Consider the following 19,299-nt stretch of genomic DNA (forward strand, 5'->3'; position numbering starts at 1 on the left):
GCGCCCCAGTACGACATCTGGCCCCAGGGCAGCAGATAGCCCATGAAGGCCTCGGCCATCAGGCACAGGAAAATCGCGCAGCCGAAGATCCAGACCAGCTCGCGCGGCTTGCGGTAGGAGCCGTACAGCAGACCGCGGAACATGTGCAGATAGACGACGATGAAGAACGCGGAAGCGCCCGTGGAGTGCATGTAGCGGATCAGCCATCCCCAGGGCACGTCGCGCATGATGTATTCGACGGACTCGAACGCCTTGGCGGCGTCGGGCTTGTAATGCATCACCAGGAAGATGCCGGTGACGATCTGGAGCACCAGCACCAGCAGTGCGAGCGAGCCGAAGATGTACCAGAAGTTGAAGTTCTTCGGCGCGTAATACTCCGACATGTGTACCCGATAGGCATCGAACATGGTTGGAAAGCGGTTTTCCAGCCAGTTGCCTGCCTTGGCCATCGCGGACGCGTTGGGAGAAACTTCCTTGAATTCTCGATATGCAGCCATTGATGTTCTCCCTCAAGCCTTCTTGTCGTCGCCGATAAGCAACCGGGTGTCGGACAGGTACATGTGCGGAGGCACTTCCAGGTTGTCCGGAGCGGGTTTGTTCTTGAACACGCGGCCGGCCATGTCGAACGTGGAGCCGTGGCAGGGGCAGAGGAAGCCGCCCTTCCAGTCATCGGGCAGCGACGGCTGCGGCCCGGCATGGAATTTATCCGTGGGCGAGCAGCCCAGGTGCGTGCAGATGCCCACCACCACTAGAATCTCGGGCTTGATCGAACGCGCCTCATTGCGCGCATAAGGAGGAGTAAATTCGTCGGGATGGCGTTCCGACTTGGGATCCGCCAGTTGCGAATCGAGCGATGGCAGCTCCGCGAGCTGCTCCTTGGTTCGCTTGACGATCCACACGGGTTTGCCGCGCCATTCAACCGTCAGCTTTTCCCCTTCCTGGAGAGACGAAATATCCACCTCAACCGGAGCGCCCGCGGCCTTGGCCTTTTCGGACGGCTGAAATGTGCTTACGAAAGGAACGGCAACAGCAACGCCGCCCACAGCACCAGCACAGCCGGACGCAATTAACCACGTCCGTTTGCTGGAATCAATCCGGGATTCACTCATGGGGGTCCTCAATATGCATCGCTAAAAAGGTCAACAATAAATTGTAGCGGAGTGAAAATGGTTACTGCACCATAGCAATCACCCTTAAGCTAGGCAATAGTTCAGTGTTTTCATCTATATCAAAGGATTTCATATATGAGCTTCATGCAAGAGTTTCGTGAATTCGCGGTCAAGGGCAATGTGATCGATTTGGCGGTGGGTGTGATCATAGGCGGCGCCTTTGGCAAGATCGTTGACTCGGTCGTGAACGACCTCATCATGCCAGTCGTAAGCTTGATCTTTGGCAAGCTCGACTTCTCCAATCTCTTCCTCACACTCGGCTCGGTACCCGACGGGACGCCGCACACCCTGGACGCCCTGCGCAAGGCCGGCGTGCCAGTCTTTGCCTACGGAAATTTCATCACCGTCGCGGTGAACTTCCTGATCCTGGCATTCATCATCTTTCTGATGATCAAGCAGATCAACCGCCTCAAGCGCGAAGCCCCGGCAGAGCCGCCCGCCCCCGAAGCCACGCCGGAAGACATCGTTCTGCTTCGCGAAATCCGCGACAACCTCAAGCGTTGATTTGTTATTTTTACAACACCCCAACAAAAACGCCGCTCTATTGAGCGGCGTTTTGTCTTTGATAATTGTCAATAATTAACTGTTTTAACGGCTTTTCATTTCTCCATCCCCGCCAGATGCTTCGCAACCTCGACCGCCTCCACCAGGCTGGTTGCATCCGCCACTCCGGTTCCGGCAATATCGAATGCGGTTCCATGATCGGGACTGGTTCGAATGAGGGGCAAGCCAAGGGTGACATTCACGCCTTTGTCGATTCCGAGATATTTAATCGGTATCAACCCTTGGTCGTGGTACATGGCGATCACCACATCGAACTCGCCCGGATGCTGGGCTGTGTTGCGGGCGCGCATGTAGATCGTGTCGGGAGCGAACGGACCTCTCGCATCGATCCCCTCGGCCCGGGCGGCGGCGATGGCCGGCTCGATGATGTCGATCTCCTCCCGGCCAAAAAGGCCGCCCTCGCCCGCATGCGGGTTCAGTCCCGACACGCCGATGCGCGGCGAAAACCCCAGCGCGCGCCCGAGAGCATCGTGGGTGATGCGCAGTGTCTGCATCACGCTGTCGCGGGTCACAGCATTCAGCGCGTCGCGCAGCGACACATGGATGCTGACCAGCACCGTGCGCAGTTCATCGTTGGCCAGCATCATGCGCACGGGCATCTGCTCGACCGGCTTGCCCACGAAACGCGCGGCTTGCGCCTGCAACAGTTCCGTATGGCCCGGATAGCTCACCCCCGCCAAAGAGAGCGCCTCCTTGTGCAAGGGAGCCGTGCACATGGCGGCAACCTCTCCCGCGAGCGCAGCCCGCGCCGCCCACACCACGGCGGCGGCGGCGGCTCTGCCGCCAGCTTCGGTGATCCGGCCAAACGGCACGTCGTGCGCCACGCCGGGCAACTGCAGGACCGGCACGCACCCGGGTGGAGCATCCAGCGCTTCGGCCGGCGTTTCGATATGCGCGACGGGTATTTCCATGTCCGCGCCGCGCAGCACGCAGCGGGCGGCCCGCCTCATGGTGGCGATGTCACCGGCGACGAAGCAATGCCGCATCGCATCCGGCGCATCACGAAACGCCTTGGCGATGATTTCCGGGCCGATGCCCGCGGGATCGCCCTGCGTGACGACGAGAGGCTTTGCTGCTTTCATGCTGGATTGCTCTTGAGGGGCGGGTCAAAGAAAGGAAAAGGAGCGCGCGGCTCTTGCACGGCCAGGGCGCCTCAGGCGGGATTGTCGATGTCGATGAATTGGTGCTCCAGCCCAAGCAGGGCCGCCACATGGCCTGCCGCCGCCGGCGCGCCGTAGCGTTCGGTCGCGTGGTGCCCCGCCGCAATGAAAGCCACGCCGGTTTCCCGCGCCAGATGCGCCTGCGGCTCGGAAATCTCGCCGGTGATGAACACGTCCGCACCGGCGGCGATGGCGGATTCGAAGAAGCCCTGCGCGCCCCCCGTGCACCAGGCGACGCGGCGAACCGGCCGCGCGGACTCACCCACCAGGGTCACGCTGCGCGCCAATGCGCTTTGGACCCGGTCGGCCAGGGTTCGCGCATCGGCAAATTCTCCCGGGCCGATGAATCCCAGGTCCTGATCGCCAAAGCGGCCATCTGCCTGCAGTCCCAATACGCGCCCGAGCTGCGCATTGTTGCCAAGCACAGGGTGCGCATCCAGCGGCAGGTGGTAGGCCAGAAGATTGATGTCATGGGCCAGCAGCAGTTGAACGCGCTGCTTCATCCAGCCGGTGATGCGCCCATCCATGCCGCGCCAGAACAGGCCATGGTGAACGAAGATCGCATCCGCGCGCCGCGCGATGGCGGCCTCGATCAGCGCACGGCTGGCGGTCACGCCGCTGACGATGCGCTCGATGGAATCCTTCCCCTCGACCTGCAGGCCGTTGGGGCCGTAGTCCTTGAAACGCTCGGGCTGGAGGAGTTCGTTGAAACTCGACAGCAGGGTGTGCCTTGAAGTGCTCATGCACCGGATTGTCCCAGATGCATGAGCAGGCGCACTCCGATGCGGCGTTTACCCGCGCGGGTTGCCAGCCGCGCGAGGCCAGCGGCCAGAAGCCGAGAACGAAACCCAGAACGCCCATGGCCGCCACATAGTGGGCGGGCGCCATCAGGTCGTACTTTTGCCACACGCTGATGATGATCGGCGTGAGGCCGCCAAACACCGCATAGGCCATGTTGTAGGCAAACGAGAGCCCCGTGAAGCGCACCGCCGGGGGAAAGGCGCGCACACCCGTGATCGGCAGCAGCGAGATCGAGCCGCAGAAAAGGCCGACGAGCGCATAGTTCCACACCAGCGACGCGGGAGTGCCTGGCAGATTCATGTAGAACCAGTAGGCCGTCACGGCCAGGCCGCCCCAGCCGATCAGCATCACCGCCTTGGTTCCGATACGGTCGGTGGCCCAGCCACACAGCGCGCAGCCGATGGTGAGCGTGAGAGTGGCCGCCACGTTGGCCTGCAGCGACAAGGTGGGCGGAATGTGGAAAACCTTCTGCAGATAGGTGGGCGTCATCAGGATCACCACCACGACGGTCGTGGAGAGCACCCAGGTCATCAGCGCCACCAGCAGCATCGCCGGGCGGTGCTCGCGCAGCACGGTCTTCACCGGCAGCTCGCTCGCGGTCTTCCTGCGCGCGGCCATCTCCCTGAAGATCGGGGTTTCCTCGAGAAAGCGGCGCAGATACACCGACACCAGGCCGAACACACCACCCAGGATGAACGGAATGCGCCACGCGTAGGCATTGATGTCCGCCGCGCTGTAATGCGTGTTGATGCCGACGGCCACCAACGATCCCAGCAGGATGCCGCCAGTGATGCCCGCGGTCAGCGTGCCCACCGCCAGGCCGTAGTTGCGCTGGGGGACGTGCTCGGCGACGAACACCCATGCACCGGGCATTTCACCGCCGATGGCCGCGCCTTGCATCACGCGCATCAACAGCAGCAGCAGCGGAGCCGCCACGCCGATCGCCGCATAGGTCGGCAGCAAGCCGATCACCAGCGTGGGCACAGCCATCAGGAAGATCGACAGAGTGAACATGCGCTTGCGCCCCAGCTTGTCGCCGAAGTGCGCGATGATCACGCCGCCGATCGGGCGCGCCAGATAGCCCGCGGCAAAAATGCCCAGCGTCTGCAACTGGCGCAGCCAGTCAGGCATGTCGGCGGGAAAGAACAGCGCGCCAAGAATATTGGCGAAGAACACGTAGACGACGAAGTCATAGAACTCCAGCGTTCCGCCCAGCGCCGAGAGGCCGAGCGTTTGGTAGTCCTTCTTGTTGAGAGAGCGTTGCGGCGCGGCGCCGAGTGCGTACGCAGCCGCCGGAATGGATTGGGTCATTGCGTGGATCAGTAGTTCGAACGAACAACTGCACGACTGTTGGCGGAAGGATCGCGCCACCGGCTCCACCCCTCTCAGATGCACCGGCTGGGTGTCTGGAGGGCAGGCAATCCGTCGGGGATAGGGGGATTGCACGGAACGGGCGCCGTGGCAGTTCGTTACATACTAAGGGTTTTCACCTAAGCAAAACGGCAGCCTCGAAAACAACCACTTGTACCGGATGGTTGAAGGACATCCGCCACCGCCCGGCGCGCGGCGTCACCCGCCTGCGGGGCCAAACGCGCGACAATGCTGCTTTTGCTGTTATAGAAACGAACACATGAAGCGCTTCTGGCTGCTGTTCTCGCAAGTCGTCACCGTCCTGTTGGCCGCCTATTTCGTCGTGGCCACCCTGCAGCCCGGCTGGCTGCAGCGCGGCACATCTCGCAGCAGCGCGGGGATCAACCTGATCGAGGCGCCCCCGGCCCCCCGCTCCGAATCGGCGCCGGACAGCCTGAGCGCGGCCGCACGCAAGGCATCCCCGGCGGTCGTGAGCATCAATACCAGCAAGGCCGCGCAGTCTCCGCGCATCAACGACCCCTGGTTTGAATTCTTCTTCGGCGACCAGGGCAGCCAGGCGCAGGTGGGACTGGGCAGCGGCGTGATCGTCAGCCCCGACGGCTTCATTCTCACCAACAACCACGTGGTGGAAGGCGCCGACGAAATCGAAGTCACCCTGACCGATTCGCGCCATGCCAAGGCCAAGGTGATCGGCACCGATCCCGACACCGACCTCGCCATCCTGAAGATCGACCTGGAGAAACTGCCCGTCATCGTGCTGGGCGACTCCGACCACCTCGCCGTCGGTGACCGCGTGCTGGCCATCGGCAACCCCTTCGGCGTCGGGCAGACGGTCACCAGCGGCATCGTCTCGGCCCTGGGACGCAGCCAGCTTGGCATCAACACGTTCGAGAATTTCATCCAGACCGACGCCGCCATCAATCCCGGCAACTCGGGCGGCGCGCTGGTCGACGTGCATGGCAACCTCCTGGGCATCAACACGGCCATCTATTCGCGCTCGGGCGGCAGCATGGGCATCGGCTTCGCCATTCCTGTCTCCGTGGCCCGGCTGGTGCTGGACGGCATCGTCAAGGACGGACAGGTCACGCGCGGCTGGATCGGCGCCGAGCCGAACGAACTCTCGCCCGAGCTTGCCGAGACCTTCGGCGTGAAGACCTCGGAAGGCGTCATCATCACAGGCGTCCTGCAAAACGGCCCCGCCGCCCAGGCCGGATTGCGCCCCGGCGACATCATCGTGCAGGTGGACGACAAGCCGATCCGCAATGTGTCTGAACTGCTCACCGCGGTGGCAGCGCTCAAGCCGGGCGTGGAGGCGATCTTCAAACTGCAGCGCGGCGACCAGAATGCCGAGGTGAAGATCATCCCCGGCAAAAGGCCGCCGACACCCCGCCGCACGCAGCGCTGACGGCAGCGGCGCAATATCCGCATCGACAGGGCGCGTGCCCGCATCCGCCATTCGTGCAGGCAAGCCGAGAAAGAAAAGGGCGGTCCGCGTCAGCGGATCGCCCTTTTTTCTGCTCCGATGCCCCGGCCCCTGAACGGCTCGGCCAGGATCGCGCCGATCAAGCCATCAATTTGCCTTGTCGCCCTTCTCCGCGCCCTCTTCGGAGCCCTCCTCTTCCTCGGCCTTCCCGGCGTTCTTCTGGAACCAGGCCGCGCCAAGAATACCCACTTCGTAGAGGAAAATCATCGGCACGGCCAGCGACACCTGCGACAGCACGTCCGGAGGCGTCACCACCGCCGCCACCACAAACGCCAGCACGATGAAGTAGCCGCGGAACGATTTGAGCTTGCTGATCTCGACAATGCCCATGCGCACCAGCAGGATCACGACGATCGGCACCTGAAACGCCAGGCCGAACGCGATGTACAGCGACAGAATGGCCTCGACGTAGGAAGAGATGTCCGGCGTGGCCGCCACACTGGAGGGCGTGAAATGCTGGATGAAGCCGAACATGCGCTCCAGCACGAAAAGCTGCACGAACGCGATGCCCGAATAGGCCAGCAGGCTGCCGAAGATGATCAGCGGCAGCGCGAATTTCTTCTCGTGCGAATATAGCCCCGGCGCGATGAATGCCCAGGCCTGGTACATCAGCCACGGCAGCGCCAGCAGCACTCCCGCCATCGCCAGCACCTTGAGCGGCACGATGAATGGCGAGAACACCCCCACCGCGATCAATTTGGCATCGGGAGGCATGTGCATCTTGATGGGATGCGCGATGAAATCGATCAGGCCATCCGGGCCGGGCCATATGGCGAGCAGCGCCACGGCCACCACGATGCCGTAAATGCCGTAGAGCAGCCTGTCGCGCAGCTCCATGAGATGCTGGACAAAGGGCTGCTCGGTGCCGGCCAGTTCGTCTTCTTTGGGAGGTGGAAGGTCTGCCATGATCAAACAAGTATGGGAGCCTCGCCGGCCCCCATGCGGAAATCGGAACATGCGCTCACGCGCGGATCACGCGCAAGGCATGGCGGCAAGATGAATTGCCGCACGTTGTAGTGCTTCAGAGCGGCTTGCGCGGACGGAACCTCGCCACGCGCGCCGCCCCCGACTGGGCCTTGGTGCGCACGCCCGTGCGCGACTTGTACCACTGCGGAACGGCGCCGCGCTTGAGGCGCCAATTCTTGCGCGGGTGGCTGTATGCCGGCACCACTGCGCTTTGCGTGCTCCAGTCGTATTCGGGCGCGGCGTTTTCAGTCCCGTCGGAGCCCGAGGCGTTGATCGAGGATGTGACCTCGTTCCAGTCCTTCTCGAAATCCTTGGCGCTGGTATGGACGGATTGTTCGACATCGCGCGCCGCGGACTCGACGTTTTCCTTCATCTTGCGCAGTTCATCGAGCTCCATGGAGCGGTTGACCTCGGCCTTCACGTCATTCACATAACGCTGCGCCTTGCCCAGCAGGGTGCCCACCGTGCGCGCCACCTTGGGCAGTTTCTCGGGCCCGATGACGACAAGCGCCACCACGCCGATGAGTGCCATTTTCGAAAGGCCGATATCAATCATTCAGCTATCTCAGTCGCCCGGCTTCGATGCCTCAGCTCTTTTGCTTGGCTTCCACGTCGATGGTCGACTTGTCGGCAGCGGTGTTGTTCGTGACCTGGCCCGCCGCGGCGCTGCCATTGGTGTTGGCATCGGCTTCGGCCTGGCCGTCCTTCATGCCGTCCTTGAAGCCCTTGACCGCACCGCCCAGGTCCGAGCCGATGTTCTTGAGCTTCTTGGTTCCGAAAACCATCACCACAATCAGCAGCACGATCAGCCAGTGCCAAATAGAAAACGATCCCATGTTGATCTCCTAACGAATACAGACCATTCTAGACGCCGTACGTGTCAAGACGGCCATTTGCCCCAACTTTCCCCAGGGCCGGTTCAGCCTTTTTTCCAGGGGCGCGGGCCGCCGATGACGTGCATGTGCAGGTGATGCACCTCCTGGCCGCCCTCGTCTCCGGTATTTACCACCATGCGGAATCCACCCTCCGGATAGGGGTTGCATCCCTCCTGCGCGGCCAGCCGGGGCGCCAGCGCCATCATGTGCCCGAGCAGCGCTGTGTCCTCGGGCGCCACCTGCGCCATGGAGGGGATGTGCTTCCTGGGCACCATCAGAAAATGCACGGGAGCCCAGGGATTGATGTCATGAAACACATAGACCTGCTCGTCCTCGTACACCTTCCTGGAGGGAATGCTGCCTTCGATGATCTTGCAAAAAATACAGTCTGGATCGTGCATATCTGGTGAAGTGAAATAACGGAGAAATCCGGAAGTCCGCGCGGGCCTTCCCCGCAGGAAGCGCATTTTCGCCGATGGCCGGTCAACGCATCACATATTGTCCGCGAGTTTGAGCGTCGGGCGCACGCCCACGTCCTCGAGATGCGCCTGCAGCCACTGCGTTCCGGACTGGCGTCCCAGCGTGAAAAGCTGGCGCACGAAGGACAGGTCCGAGCGCATCTTGCTGGCCGCGCCGAACGGCGCAAGCACCGATCCTCCGTCGATCCGGTGCATGAGCACGTTCTTGTAGCGCTTGCTGTCGAGCTTGCCTTCGGCCAGCAGGCGGCGCACGAACTCGATGGCCCGAAGCTCCGCCAGCAGGCCTGCGTTGAACGTCACCTCATTCACGCGTTCCATGATTTCCTGCGCATCATCGGGCAGATGCTCGTGGATGACCGGGTTGATCTGCACCAGCAATATGTCGGCGCAGCGGGTCTGGTAGATGAGCGGGTATATCGCCGGGTTGCCGGAATAGCCGCCATCCCAGTAGTGCTCGCCGCCGATCTCGACCGCCTTGAACAGCATGGGCAGGCATGCAGAGGCCATGACGGCATCCGCGCTCAGGCGCTTGCCTGAGAAGATTTCTCCGCGCCCGGTTCGCACATTGGTCGCGCAGACGAAGACCTGGTGGGAGTTGGTCGCGCCGATCATCTCGAAATCGACCTCCTTTTCCAGCAGCGAGCGCAGTGGATTGATCCCGAGCGGATTCATCTGATAGGGCGACAGCCATTGCGAGAGCGCCGTCATCAGCGCTCCGGCCGCCGGCATGGGCACGCCCCAGAACATGGTCGAGCCCATGGCGCCGACGCCTTCCCAAAGCCGCGTGAGTGTCTCGCGCGCCTTCTGCGCTCCGGCAATCCGCGCCTGCACCGGGTCCTTGAACTCGTGCGCGGCCACGGCAAAGCCATGGGCCATCGCCACCGCGTTCATCGCGCCCGCGCTGGTGCCGCTCACCCCGTCGATGCAAACGCGCCCGTCTTCGAGCAGCGCATCCAGCACCCCCCAGGTGAAGGCGCCATGCGCTCCTCCGCCCTGCAGCGCGAGATTCAGCGCCTTGCCGCCTGCGTGCTCCGCATCAGGCATCGACCGCCTGCCCCTTGCTCATCGAAAGCATGCCTCGAATGATGCGGTAGAGGAACCACAGCGAAATCAGGCCCCATGCGATCATGCCCGGAAGCAAGAACGCCAGCCACAGCGGAGAGGTGAGCACATACAGGACGCCCGCCCAGATGACCGAGCGGATGCGCCATGAAAAATGGCTTGCCTGCCAGGTGCCGTCGGCATCGCTGCGCTTGACCAGATCGATGATCAGCGCCACCAGCAACAGCGCGATGCTGGGCTGTGCGCTGGGCACCACGGCCGCGACGGCGACGATCAGGTGCAGGATGTAGCTGACCCAGCCGACCGCCTTGAGGTTTTCGGCGCGCTGGTCGGGCTCCACGTCGATGATGTCGTTGCTTCGATTGTTCAAGTTGAACCCCCTTCATCAATGGCGCGTTGCTCGGCCTTGCGCAGGGCCTTTTCCTCCAGGCCTCCCAGGCCCTCGCGGCGCGCAAGCTCGGTGACGACGTCCGCCGGAGATAGACCGTAATAGGACAGCGCCACCATCGAATGAAACCACAGATCGGCGACTTCGTACGTCAGCTTGGATTTGTCGGCGCCATGGTCCACGTCCTTGGCGGCCATGACCACTTCGGTGGCTTCCTCGCCCACTTTCTTGAGGAACGAATCAGGCCCCTTGGCGAGCAGTCGCGCCACATAGCTTTTATCCACGTCGCCGCCCTTGCGGCTTTCGATCACGTCGGCCAGGCGGGCCAGCACGTCAACGGAATTCATATCTTCGGTGCTCATGGTGTCGTTCAGCTTTTTATTTGTAGATGGAGCCGGGATCTTTCAAGACCGGATCGACGGGCTGCCACTCGCCCTCCTGCAGGCGACTGTAAAAGCAGCTATGGCGTCCCGTGTGACATGCGATGCCGGGCTCGTGGCCGGTCTGCGTGACCTTGAGCAGCACGACGTCGTTGTCGCAGTCGATGCGGATGTCATGCACCGTCTGCACGTGGCCCGACTCCTCGCCCTTGAACCACAGCTTGTTGCGCGAGCGGCTGAAATACACGGCGCGGCCCAGTTCGGCGGTTTTTGCAAGCGCTTCGCGGTTCATCCACGCGAACATCAGCACGTCACCGGTCGCGGCTTCCTGCGCGATCACGGGCACCAGGCCCTGCGCGTCCCATTTCACTTGATCTAGCCAGTTCATGGTGCGATTGTCATGCATTCGCCGTCCCGGGCATAGCAGACGCCGAAATGCCCGCACATAAAAAAGCAGCCCGTCACCAGCGGATGACGGGCTGCTCGCTGACGCATGCCTTACCGGGCGCGGCGGCCGCGCTGCCTGCGCAGGCCTGCGGCAAGCGCGATCGACACCCCGAGCGCCAGCAGCCACCACTTCGAGTCCACCGGCACCGCCACGGTTGCACCGGGAGCCGTGCCGCCGCCGGTCGAGGAGCCCACGGTGATCACGGTGCTGCCGCTGTTGTTGTCCATGTCCGGATCAGGCAACTGGTTGCCCGCCGTCACCTGAACCGAGTACACCCCCGCCGACGTCGGCGTGAAACGGGTCGTGCACGTGATGGCTGTCCCCACCGCCAGTTCCGCCACGGGCAGGGCCGGCGCGCACTGCGGCACCGTGCCCGCAGGCATGCCCTGAAGGGTCAGCTCGCAGGTCGCGTTGACTGCCGGGTAGGGGCCGTTGTTGGTGCAGGTGCTGGTGATCGTCACCGGCGTGCCGATGCTGCCGGCGCCCGACGCGCTGGCGCCCGCCTGCATGTCCGCCTGGCGAACCGGCGTGGTCACGGTGCAGTCCGCGCATGCGGCTCCGTTGCCCTGCACGGTGTTGACGATCTCGCCGGCCTGCAACGTGCCCGCCACCTGGACGGTGAACCGCACCGTCGCCTGCCCGTTGCCGGCAACGGGCACATCCTGCTCGCAGGTGCTTTGCGCCGCCTGGCATGCAGGCGACGTGCTCCAGCCCTCGTTGCTGCCTGCGTAGGACGTGCCCGCAGGCACCGTCTCCGTCAGCTTCGCGCTCCCCGGAGCGCCGCCCGCATTCTGCACGGTGATGGCATAGGTCAGCACATCACCAGGCCCCGCCGCGTATCCCGCCGGCACGCTGGCGCCGTTGACCAGTTCCAGCGACTTGCTCACCGCCAGCGACGAGGCGGTCTGCACCGTGGTGACCGTGCTCGCGCAATGGCCCGGCTGGTTGGCATCCAGGGCCGCACAGGCACTGCCGGGCTGCGGCGGCACACCCGCATTGAAGGGGTCGCCGCCTCCCGCCACCGACGCATTGTTGGTCACGGACGCGCTGGTGCCGCTGGCGAGAGCCACGGTCACGGGCAGTTCGATGGCGTCGTTGCCGCCCGCGGCGATGACCAGCGTGGACACGCTCTCGCAGCTCACGCCACGACCCGTCCCATCGACGGTGCAGACCCAGTTTCCATAGGTGCCGCCTGCCGCCGTGATCCCTTCGGGCAGGCTGTCGAACACCGTGATCGTCCCCACGGATGCCACCGCCGCGCTGGCATTGCCGACCGTGAGCGTGTAGATGGCGCCGCTCTGGCCGGCGATCCAGGGACCGTTCGACGTTTTTGCGAGCTGCAGCGTCGGCGCGCTCACATTGGTGGTGATGCGCGAATGGCAGTCCTGCGCCATCGGGCAGACCGGATCCCCGCCGCCGAACACGCTCGCATGATTGCTCACCCGCGGCGAAGCAGCAGCCTGCGGCGTCACCTCGATGGAGAAACTCACCTCGCTGTCCGCGCCCTGATCATTGGCGGCAAGCACCTTCGTCGTCTCGCAGGTCACCAACTGGTCCTGCGCGGTGCAACCGCTGGGCAGGTCACCCAGCGTCAGGCTTGCGGGAATGCGGTCCCTCACGGTGATGGTGCCGCTCGTGGACGCGGAGCCCACGTTCGTCACGGTCAGCACATAGTGCGCCGCCACACCCACGGAGAATTCGGCCACGTCCGTAGACTTGACCACCTTCAGGTGCGGTGCGTCGACCACGGTGCTGGTCTGGGGCGCGCAGCGTTCGGGAAGGCTGCTGGCCACCGCGCCATCCGCGCACAGCGGATCACCGCCGCCCGTGACCGTGGCCTGATTGATCAGCGTGAGCCCGTCAACGCTGGGCTGCGGAGTCACCGGAATATCGAAGGTTGCCGACTGGTTGACCTCCAGGCTCGCCACGGTGCACACCACCGTCTGGCTGCCCTCGGGAACCACGGAGCAGCCGCTCGTGAGCGATGCGCCGTCGATCGTGAGTCCCGCGGGAACGGTGTCCTTGATGGTGACCCCGGCCGTGGTGGCCGCTGTTCCGGTATTCGTCACGACGAGCTGGTAGCTGGCGCCCTGGCCCACGGTGAAGGCCGGAACGCTGCTGGCCTTGGTGAGGCTCAGTTGCGGGGCAGCGACCGGATTGTCGGTCGTGCCGGTGCAATGCGCCTCGTCCGGGCAGGTGGAATCACCCGTGTCTCCCTGGGCCTGCGCCTTGTTGACCAGCGATTGGCCGTTCACGCTTGCCTGCGGAGTCACCGCAATGGTGAAGCTCATCGTGCTGCCCGCGGGCCTGCCGGCCGGGATCTCGCACGTCACGGTCTGCCCGCTTGCGCTGCAGCCCGAACCCGTCAGGCTGCCGATGACCAACCCTTCGGGAATCTCATCAGTGATGGTTCCCGCCAGCGTCGCCGCCGCGCCGTTGTTGGCGACCGTGATGGTGTAGCTCGCGGGCTGGCCCACGACGAAGCTGCCATTCAGCACCTTCGAGACGTCCAGTTGCGGCCGGTCGATGTTGGTCTTGATCGTGACGTCGCAGGGCGCCTGGGCCGTGCAGTCCGTTCCACCGCCGATGGCGCTGGCCGTGTTGACGGCGGGCGTCGCCGCGTCGTTGCCCACGTTGACTTCGGCGAGGATCACGGGGGCGGCGGCGCCCGGCTGCAGGACCGCGGCGGTCGAGCAGCTGAGGCTGGTGCCGTTCGTGGCCGAGCAGGTCCAGCCATCGCCGCTCACGCTGGCGATGGTGATGCCTGCAGGCATGGCGTCCGCCACCGTGATGGTGCCGCTCGTGCTGGTGGTGCCCGTGTTGGTCACCATGATCGAGTACGTGCCCGCCTGCCCGACGGCGAACGTGCTCGGCGTGGCCTGCTTGGCGACGCTCAGGGCGGGCGTGCCGCTATTGGTGCTGGTCACGCTCGAACTCTTCTCGCAGGGCGCGCTTGTGCAGCTCCATCCATCGGGAGGCGTCACCTTCGCGGTGTTGACGATGTCGCCGGTGGCGCCGAGCCTGGCCTGGCCGGTGATCGTGATCGTTACCGAGGCGCCGCTGGGCAGATCCACGCCCGTAAGGTTCACGCTGTTGCCGCTGCCCGACGCCGTGGGACCGCAGCTCGTGCCGCTGCCGCCCGCCGCGCACGCCCACTGGCTCACCGTGACGTCGGCCGGCACCTGGTCGGTGATGGTCGCGCCGGCCACATTGCTCGGGCCGTTGTTGGTCACGACGATCGTGTAGTTCAGCGCCTTGCCCGGCACATAGCTCGTGCCTTGCCCGGAAGTCTTGGTGATGCTCAGATCGGCCTTGCGCTGCGCGGGCACGTCGCCCGTGGAGGGATCGCAGGCATCCGTGGTCGACGCGGCCGTGCACGCGGGATCACCGCCGCCGCCAAGGTTGGCCGTGTTGCGCGCTCCGCCGGCGATGGCGGCGCTGGATACGTTGATGGGAATTTCCATCGTGTAGGTACCGTTCGCCAGCCCGGAGGCCAGCGTGCAGTTGGGGCCGATGCTGCCGCCCGAACTGTTCGCGCAGTCGCCCAGCGATGAACCCGAACCCGACCAGGTGGGCTGGCCCGCGAGCGTGATGCCCGTCGGCAAGGTGTCGCCGATCGTCAGCGGCGCGGTCGTCGGCCCGTTGGCGACGGTGATGCTGATCCGGTAATACTGCCCGCTCGCGCCGACCACCAGCGGACTGGCCGATGCCGTCTTGGCCGCGGTAATCGAAGGCTGCTGGATCGTCGTGCTGACGCTTGCCGTGTTGTTGCCGGTATTCGTGTCGTTGACACCCGCCGGCACGCTCACCGTGGCGGTGTTGACGACATTGGCCCCGGCGGTGGACGCCGTGGCCTGCACGACGATCGTGCAGCTCGCGCCTTTGGGCAGGCTGGAGACCGTGCCGCCCAGCTTGTTGCCTTCCAGCGTCACGTTGGCGGCGCTGCAGCCGACCGCGCCACCCGCGCCAGTGGCGGAAATGAGCGCAGGCGAAGTGAAGTTGGCCGGGATCACGTCAGCAAAGGCGACGTTGCTGATGGCCGCGCCGCCGCCATTGGAGACGACGATCTGGAATTGCACGGACGAGCCCACGCCCACTGCCAGGGGGGTCGTCTGGAAGCCCGTGGCGGCAGCGCCCGCCTTCTGCGCCTTGGTGATCTGCGGGTCGGCGTCAAGCTCGACGGAGTCCACGGCGCAGCCCACGTAGGGAACGCCATTGCCCGTGCATGCGCCAGCAGTGCCCGTGGTGGGATAGGTCGAATTCTGCGGGTCGGTATTGTTGGTGCCCACTTGCGCGCTGTTGAGCAGTGGATTGGTCGCGCTGGACGCGATCACGGCGGTGAACGTGATCGCCGCCGTCGCATTGGCGGCCAGCGGGCCGCCGGTGTTGTTGCAGGTGAGGTTTCGCCCGGAAGTCGAACAGTTGAAGATGCCTTGGGTCGCCGCCGCCGCCAGGCTCGAGAAACCCGTGGGCAGCACGTCGATCACCCGGACGGTGCCGCTGGCTGTGGTCGTGCCTCCGGTGTTGCTCACCGTGAGCGTGAAAGTCACCGTGTCGCCGGGATTCTTGGAGCCACCCGCGTGGGTCTTGGCCAGTCGTATCTGCGGCGCGCTCTGCGCGGTATCCAGGTCGATGGCGCAGCCGGATGGAATATTGTCACTGGTACACGCGCTCACCTCGGCGTTGCTGGGCGTGGACGAAGTCAGCAGCGGATCGCCGCCTCCACCGATGCGCGCCTTGTTCAGGTATTGCGCCCCGCTCGTCATCGCGCCGGCATTGGCCTGGAGACTGAACACACTGACGCCGCCCACGGGGATGGATGTCTCCGACGTGCAGGTGACTTCCGTATTGCCGACCCTGGTGCAGTTCCAGTCGCCCGCGTTGGCGCCCGCCTTGACAAGGGTGGCCGGCCACGTCATTGGTGAAGGCAGCACGTCCCGGAAGCTGATGACGCCCTGGGACGCGTAGTCGCCCGAATTCGTGACGTTGAACACGTAGGTCGTGTTGCCATTGATGTTGATATAGGGCTGGCCGTCGTCCTTGCTCAGGGTGAGCGCCACGCGCCTGACGGTATCGATATCGACCGCGCAGCCGCTGACCACATCGGACGCGGACTGCGACGAGCAGGCCGCCGCCCCTGCGATGTCCGCCGGATTGGGCTTGGTCGGATCATTGCCGCCGCCCACTTTGGCCAGATTGATCAGTGCGCCCGGCGCGGTGGCGCTGACCGTCACCGGAATGCTGATGACCACGCTCATGCCGCTGCCCAGCGAATACGAAGCGGAACTGGTGCAAAGAATGCCGTGCCTGAAGGAGTCGTAAGCGCAGCTGAAGCCGCCGTCACTGGAGGACGCCGTGCCGTTGTACACCGTGCCGGCGGGGAGCTTGTCCGCCACGCCGATGACCCCGCTGCTGGGCTGCTCGCCCAGGTTGGAGATCGTCAGTTGATAGACCGTCTCGCTGCCCGCGAGCACGGTGTCCGTGTTGTCCGTCTTGGAGAGCGACAACAGCGGCGAAGACACGGTATCGACGTCCAGCGCGCATCCGGCAGGCTGATCGTTGGCCGTGCAGGCGACGACGTCGTTCGCCTGGGGAACGGGCTTGTTCGGATCCCCTCCGCCGCCGATCTTCGCCTTGTTGACGGCCGCCATGCCGTTGGTGGCGCTAACCCCCACCGTGATGCTGAAGGAACTCGTGCCGCCGCTGCCGGCAATGGTCGTTGCGCTGGTGCAGGTCAGCACATTGCCGAGCGCCGAGCACGACCAGTTCGCACCCTGCGGGCCGCCCGTGGGCACGGGGCCGTCCTGGACGTAAAGCCCCGAGGCCAGGACGTCGGCCACCGTGATCTGTCCGCTGCTTGCCTGCGCCCCGAGATTGGTGGCCGTGAGCATATAGGTCACGGCCTGGCCCGATTGAACCATGTCCACGCCATTGGTCTTGCTCAGATGCAAATCCGTGCTGCAGTCCGCGCCAGGCAGCGTGCCGGGCAGGCTGGGCGGCTGGAACGACGCGATGCCGCCCTGGTTGCCACTGGCCTCGTAGGTATCCGAGGCTCCATTGCTGGTCCGCCCCGGCGTGCCGCCATTGATGGTGCCCGCCAGCACGAAGCTCGCGGGAGCAAAACCGATGAAGCCGCCACCGCCTCCTCCACCGGGTCCGTGGCGCTCCGAGATGCCGCTGGTATTCGAGCCCCATGCATTGCCACCGTCACCGCCGCTGGCATTGACCGAGGCGGAGCCGCCCTCGGTGGTGTAGATCACCACGGAGCCGCCCCCGCCGCCGCCGCCGGCCGCGTCCTGCTGCACGTTGTAGCCATTGCCGCCGCGCACGTCGATCACGCCGCCGCCATTGATCAGCCTGGCGCGCAGGATGACGATCCCTCCGCCCGCCGCGCCGGACGAGCACAGCCCCGCGACGTTGCAGCTGATGCCGTTGTTTTCGTAAGTGCCCGTGTCGGATGTGTTGTTGTTCGTCGCTCCCGCGCCGCCGCCGCCGCCCATGAACACCCGGCCATATCCCACGGTGCCCATGTAGCCCGCGCCGCCGCGCCCCGAGACATCGACAAGGGGCAGATTCCATGGACGCCCGCCGACCCCGCCTGCCGCATAGTTTCCGCCACCACCGCCGCCGGAGTTGTTCTGGTTGATGTTAGAGGACGCTCCCGCGCCGTCGTTGCCGCCTCCGCCTGCATTGCCCGGAGCGCCGCGCCCGCGCGATCCGCCCGGATAGCCCTCGGCGGTAGTGGTCAGCAGCTTCAGGTTGGAAATCGTCGCGCTATTGGTGGATTTCGACCCGAAGGCCGAACTCAATGCCAGTTTGAGCGGAGTGCCCGCAATGCCCTCGCCCTTGCCGCCATCACCGGGGAAAGACGCAAATGTCCCCGCCCAGTTGTCCCTGGAGCCGCCGCTCGTGGCATAGTTTCCAGCAGCGCCCCGAAAGCCTTTGCCCGCGGCGAAGATGGCGCGGTTGTCCTGGCCTTCCACGATGGAGTCACCCAAGGTCAACGTGCCGCGCACGTCCATGGCAACGACTCCGCCGCGTGAACCGTCCCAGGCGGGTGCCGTCACACCTTGGGCAGTAGCCGAAGCATATTGCGGCACGCGGATGACCTGGTAGCGCTTCTGGCCCGCCGTGCTCGTCGCGGCCGCGTTGCGATAGGTATTGCCCAGGGCGGGGGCGAAAGTCACGGTGCCATTGTTCTCGGCGGTCACCGTCACGAACTCATAAAGCCCGGTATTGCCTACACTGGTAGAGCCTTGTCCCGATCCCGAGCCATCGCCATAGGCATTCGAGTTGCTGCTGTTGATGGACGCATCCTGCATCTGGATCACCAGCAGCAAATCGCCAACCGATGGCGAATTGCCCGCTCCATCGCCGAGCGGTGCGCCAAGCGCCATGGAATCGGCACCCGCAATGAGGGCGTCAGGCCCGATGAAATAGTCGTTGACCACGCCGGAGGCGGACACCGCCCCATCCTTGCCCGGCGCGGCGCACACCTGTGCCCATACGGATGCCGGGACCGAGGTCATCGCCACGATGAATGCAACCATTCGCAACAGGCGCGACGCCATATGGCCTGGACTGGATCGCAATCCTCCGCGTCCGGCAGCCGATGAGAAAAAAAGACAAAGATGCGCGCACGATGGCAAACGCCCACGGAGCTGTTGAATAACCGTCATAACCACTCGTCACTCTTGGCTTCAAGCCCGTGTAAGCCCCAAACCATCCGATGCTCCGGGGGTTGCTCACAAATGAAACAAAAAGTGTTTTTTGATAAAATTAGAGCGTTTATATCAGTTACGCATACCGATAGATGAGTAGATGCTTATAGTTGAGAGAATTTGATAATTTTTAACATTTAGCAACTCATCAACAATATCTGTTGATTCAAACAATTTGATAGCGCCAAATGCAGATTTGAAAGGCGATAGCTTCCATAAATTGAAAAGAAATGGACAAGGCGCCCCCTCGCAAGGGAATTCGACACATTCGCGCAAAAGCGACAGGCCATGGCTCACCAGGAGCCGCAAAAAAAGAGCGAGAACCACAGACGCGGTTCTCGCTCGGGAATGTGTCTGCCTGGCGCGCGGAAAGCGCCGCCAGGGCCCTCAGAACGTGTTTACGATCTCCTCGCGCCGCGACAGCGGCTTTGC

The 19,299-nt window shown here is 64.2% G+C and carries 16 protein-coding genes and 1 pseudogene; 2 read left to right on the plus strand and 15 right to left on the minus strand.

Translation table 11 applies throughout. From position 1 onward, the window contains the following. Both ABWP92_RS09840 and petA read right to left on the minus strand, forming a co-directional pair. Nucleotides 1-497 (minus strand): cytochrome b (locus ABWP92_RS09840; RefSeq protein ID WP_353235198.1); only part of this gene is annotated, 497 nt, incomplete at its 3' end. Between the two features lie 12 nt (nt 498-509). Next, nucleotides 510-1,109, minus strand: coding sequence for a ubiquinol-cytochrome c reductase iron-sulfur subunit (gene petA, locus ABWP92_RS09845; protein WP_353235199.1), 600 nt, complete (start codon nt 1,107-1,109; stop codon nt 510-512). 135 nt (nt 1,110-1,244) lie between these two features. Here petA and mscL point away from each other — a divergent pair, with 135 nt between their 5' ends. Further along, nucleotides 1,245-1,673 carry a large conductance mechanosensitive channel protein MscL gene (gene mscL / locus ABWP92_RS09850; protein WP_353235200.1) on the plus strand — a complete coding sequence of 143 codons (429 nt, stop codon included), beginning with the start codon at nt 1,245-1,247 and terminating at the stop codon, nt 1,671-1,673. Between the two features lie 95 nt (nt 1,674-1,768). Here mscL and pdxA read toward each other — a convergent pair whose 3' ends face one another. From pdxA to ABWP92_RS09865, 3 genes and pseudogenes are all read right to left on the minus strand, one after another. After that, nucleotides 1,769-2,815 (minus strand): 4-hydroxythreonine-4-phosphate dehydrogenase PdxA, encoded by a 1,047-nt coding sequence (gene pdxA / locus ABWP92_RS09855; protein WP_353235201.1) that lies wholly within the window; start codon nt 2,813-2,815, stop codon nt 1,769-1,771. Between the two features lie 71 nt (nt 2,816-2,886). Beyond that, nucleotides 2,887-3,636, minus strand: a complete 750-nt coding sequence (locus tag ABWP92_RS09860) for a Nif3-like dinuclear metal center hexameric protein (RefSeq protein WP_353235202.1) — start codon at nt 3,634-3,636, stop codon at nt 2,887-2,889. Nucleotides 3,637-3,688: 52 nt separating this feature from the next. Next, nucleotides 3,689-5,005 (minus strand): annotated as a pseudogene (locus ABWP92_RS09865) (MFS transporter); the annotation flags it as partial. Nucleotides 5,006-5,324: 319 nt separating this feature from the next. Here ABWP92_RS09865 and ABWP92_RS09870 point away from each other — a divergent pair. Beyond that, nucleotides 5,325-6,470, plus strand: a complete 1,146-nt coding sequence (locus ABWP92_RS09870) for a trypsin-like peptidase domain-containing protein (protein ID WP_353235203.1) — start codon at nt 5,325-5,327, stop codon at nt 6,468-6,470. Between the two features lie 165 nt (nt 6,471-6,635). On the opposite strand, the gene tatC is transcribed toward ABWP92_RS09870, so the two are convergent. The 10 genes from tatC to ABWP92_RS09920 form a co-directional block, all read right to left on the minus strand. After that, the gene (gene tatC, locus ABWP92_RS09875; protein WP_353235204.1) at nt 6,636-7,454 is read right to left on the minus strand and encodes a twin-arginine translocase subunit TatC; all 819 of its coding nucleotides are present in this window, start codon (nt 7,452-7,454) and stop codon (nt 6,636-6,638) included. A gap of 115 nt (nt 7,455-7,569) precedes the next feature. After that, nucleotides 7,570-8,070 carry a Sec-independent protein translocase protein TatB gene (gene tatB / locus ABWP92_RS09880; protein ID WP_353235205.1) on the minus strand — a complete coding sequence of 167 codons (501 nt, stop codon included), beginning with the start codon at nt 8,068-8,070 and terminating at the stop codon, nt 7,570-7,572. 31 nt (nt 8,071-8,101) lie between these two features. Further along, on the minus strand, nt 8,102-8,350 hold the full coding sequence (tatA, locus tag ABWP92_RS09885) for a Sec-independent protein translocase subunit TatA (RefSeq protein ID WP_353235206.1): 249 nt from the start codon (nt 8,348-8,350) through the stop codon (nt 8,102-8,104). Nucleotides 8,351-8,433: 83 nt separating this feature from the next. Beyond that, nucleotides 8,434-8,790, minus strand: coding sequence for a histidine triad nucleotide-binding protein (locus ABWP92_RS09890; protein WP_353235207.1), 357 nt, complete (start codon nt 8,788-8,790; stop codon nt 8,434-8,436). Nucleotides 8,791-8,880: 90 nt separating this feature from the next. After that, nucleotides 8,881-9,912, minus strand: coding sequence for a patatin-like phospholipase family protein (locus tag ABWP92_RS09895; RefSeq protein WP_353235208.1), 1,032 nt, complete (start codon nt 9,910-9,912; stop codon nt 8,881-8,883). Then, nucleotides 9,905-10,300, minus strand: coding sequence for a DUF4870 family protein (locus ABWP92_RS09900; protein ID WP_353235209.1), 396 nt, complete (start codon nt 10,298-10,300; stop codon nt 9,905-9,907). Before ABWP92_RS09900 ends, ABWP92_RS09895 begins: the two co-directional genes overlap by 8 nt. Continuing rightward, nucleotides 10,297-10,680, minus strand: coding sequence for a phosphoribosyl-ATP diphosphatase (locus tag ABWP92_RS09905; RefSeq protein ID WP_353235210.1), 384 nt, complete (start codon nt 10,678-10,680; stop codon nt 10,297-10,299). The genes ABWP92_RS09900 and ABWP92_RS09905 overlap by 4 nt, the downstream gene beginning before the upstream one ends. Before the next feature lie 16 nt (nt 10,681-10,696). Beyond that, nucleotides 10,697-11,104: a phosphoribosyl-AMP cyclohydrolase gene (gene hisI, locus ABWP92_RS09910; protein ID WP_353235211.1), complete on the minus strand. Its 408-nt coding sequence runs from the start codon at nt 11,102-11,104 to the stop codon at nt 10,697-10,699. A 92-nt stretch (nt 11,105-11,196) separates the two neighbouring features. After that, nucleotides 11,197-18,696 carry a hypothetical protein gene (locus tag ABWP92_RS09915; RefSeq protein WP_353235213.1) on the minus strand — a complete coding sequence of 2,500 codons (7,500 nt, stop codon included), beginning with the start codon at nt 18,694-18,696 and terminating at the stop codon, nt 11,197-11,199. Nucleotides 18,697-19,033: 337 nt separating this feature from the next. Then, nucleotides 19,034-19,299, minus strand: a 266-nt coding sequence (locus ABWP92_RS09920) for a hypothetical protein (RefSeq protein ID WP_353235212.1), incomplete at its 5' end; no start/stop codon positions are given.

The sequence above is a fragment of the Diaphorobacter ruginosibacter genome (assembly GCF_040396215.1).
In the GTDB taxonomy this organism is placed as follows: Bacteria; Pseudomonadota; Gammaproteobacteria; order Burkholderiales; family Burkholderiaceae_C; genus Diaphorobacter_A; species Diaphorobacter_A ruginosibacter_A.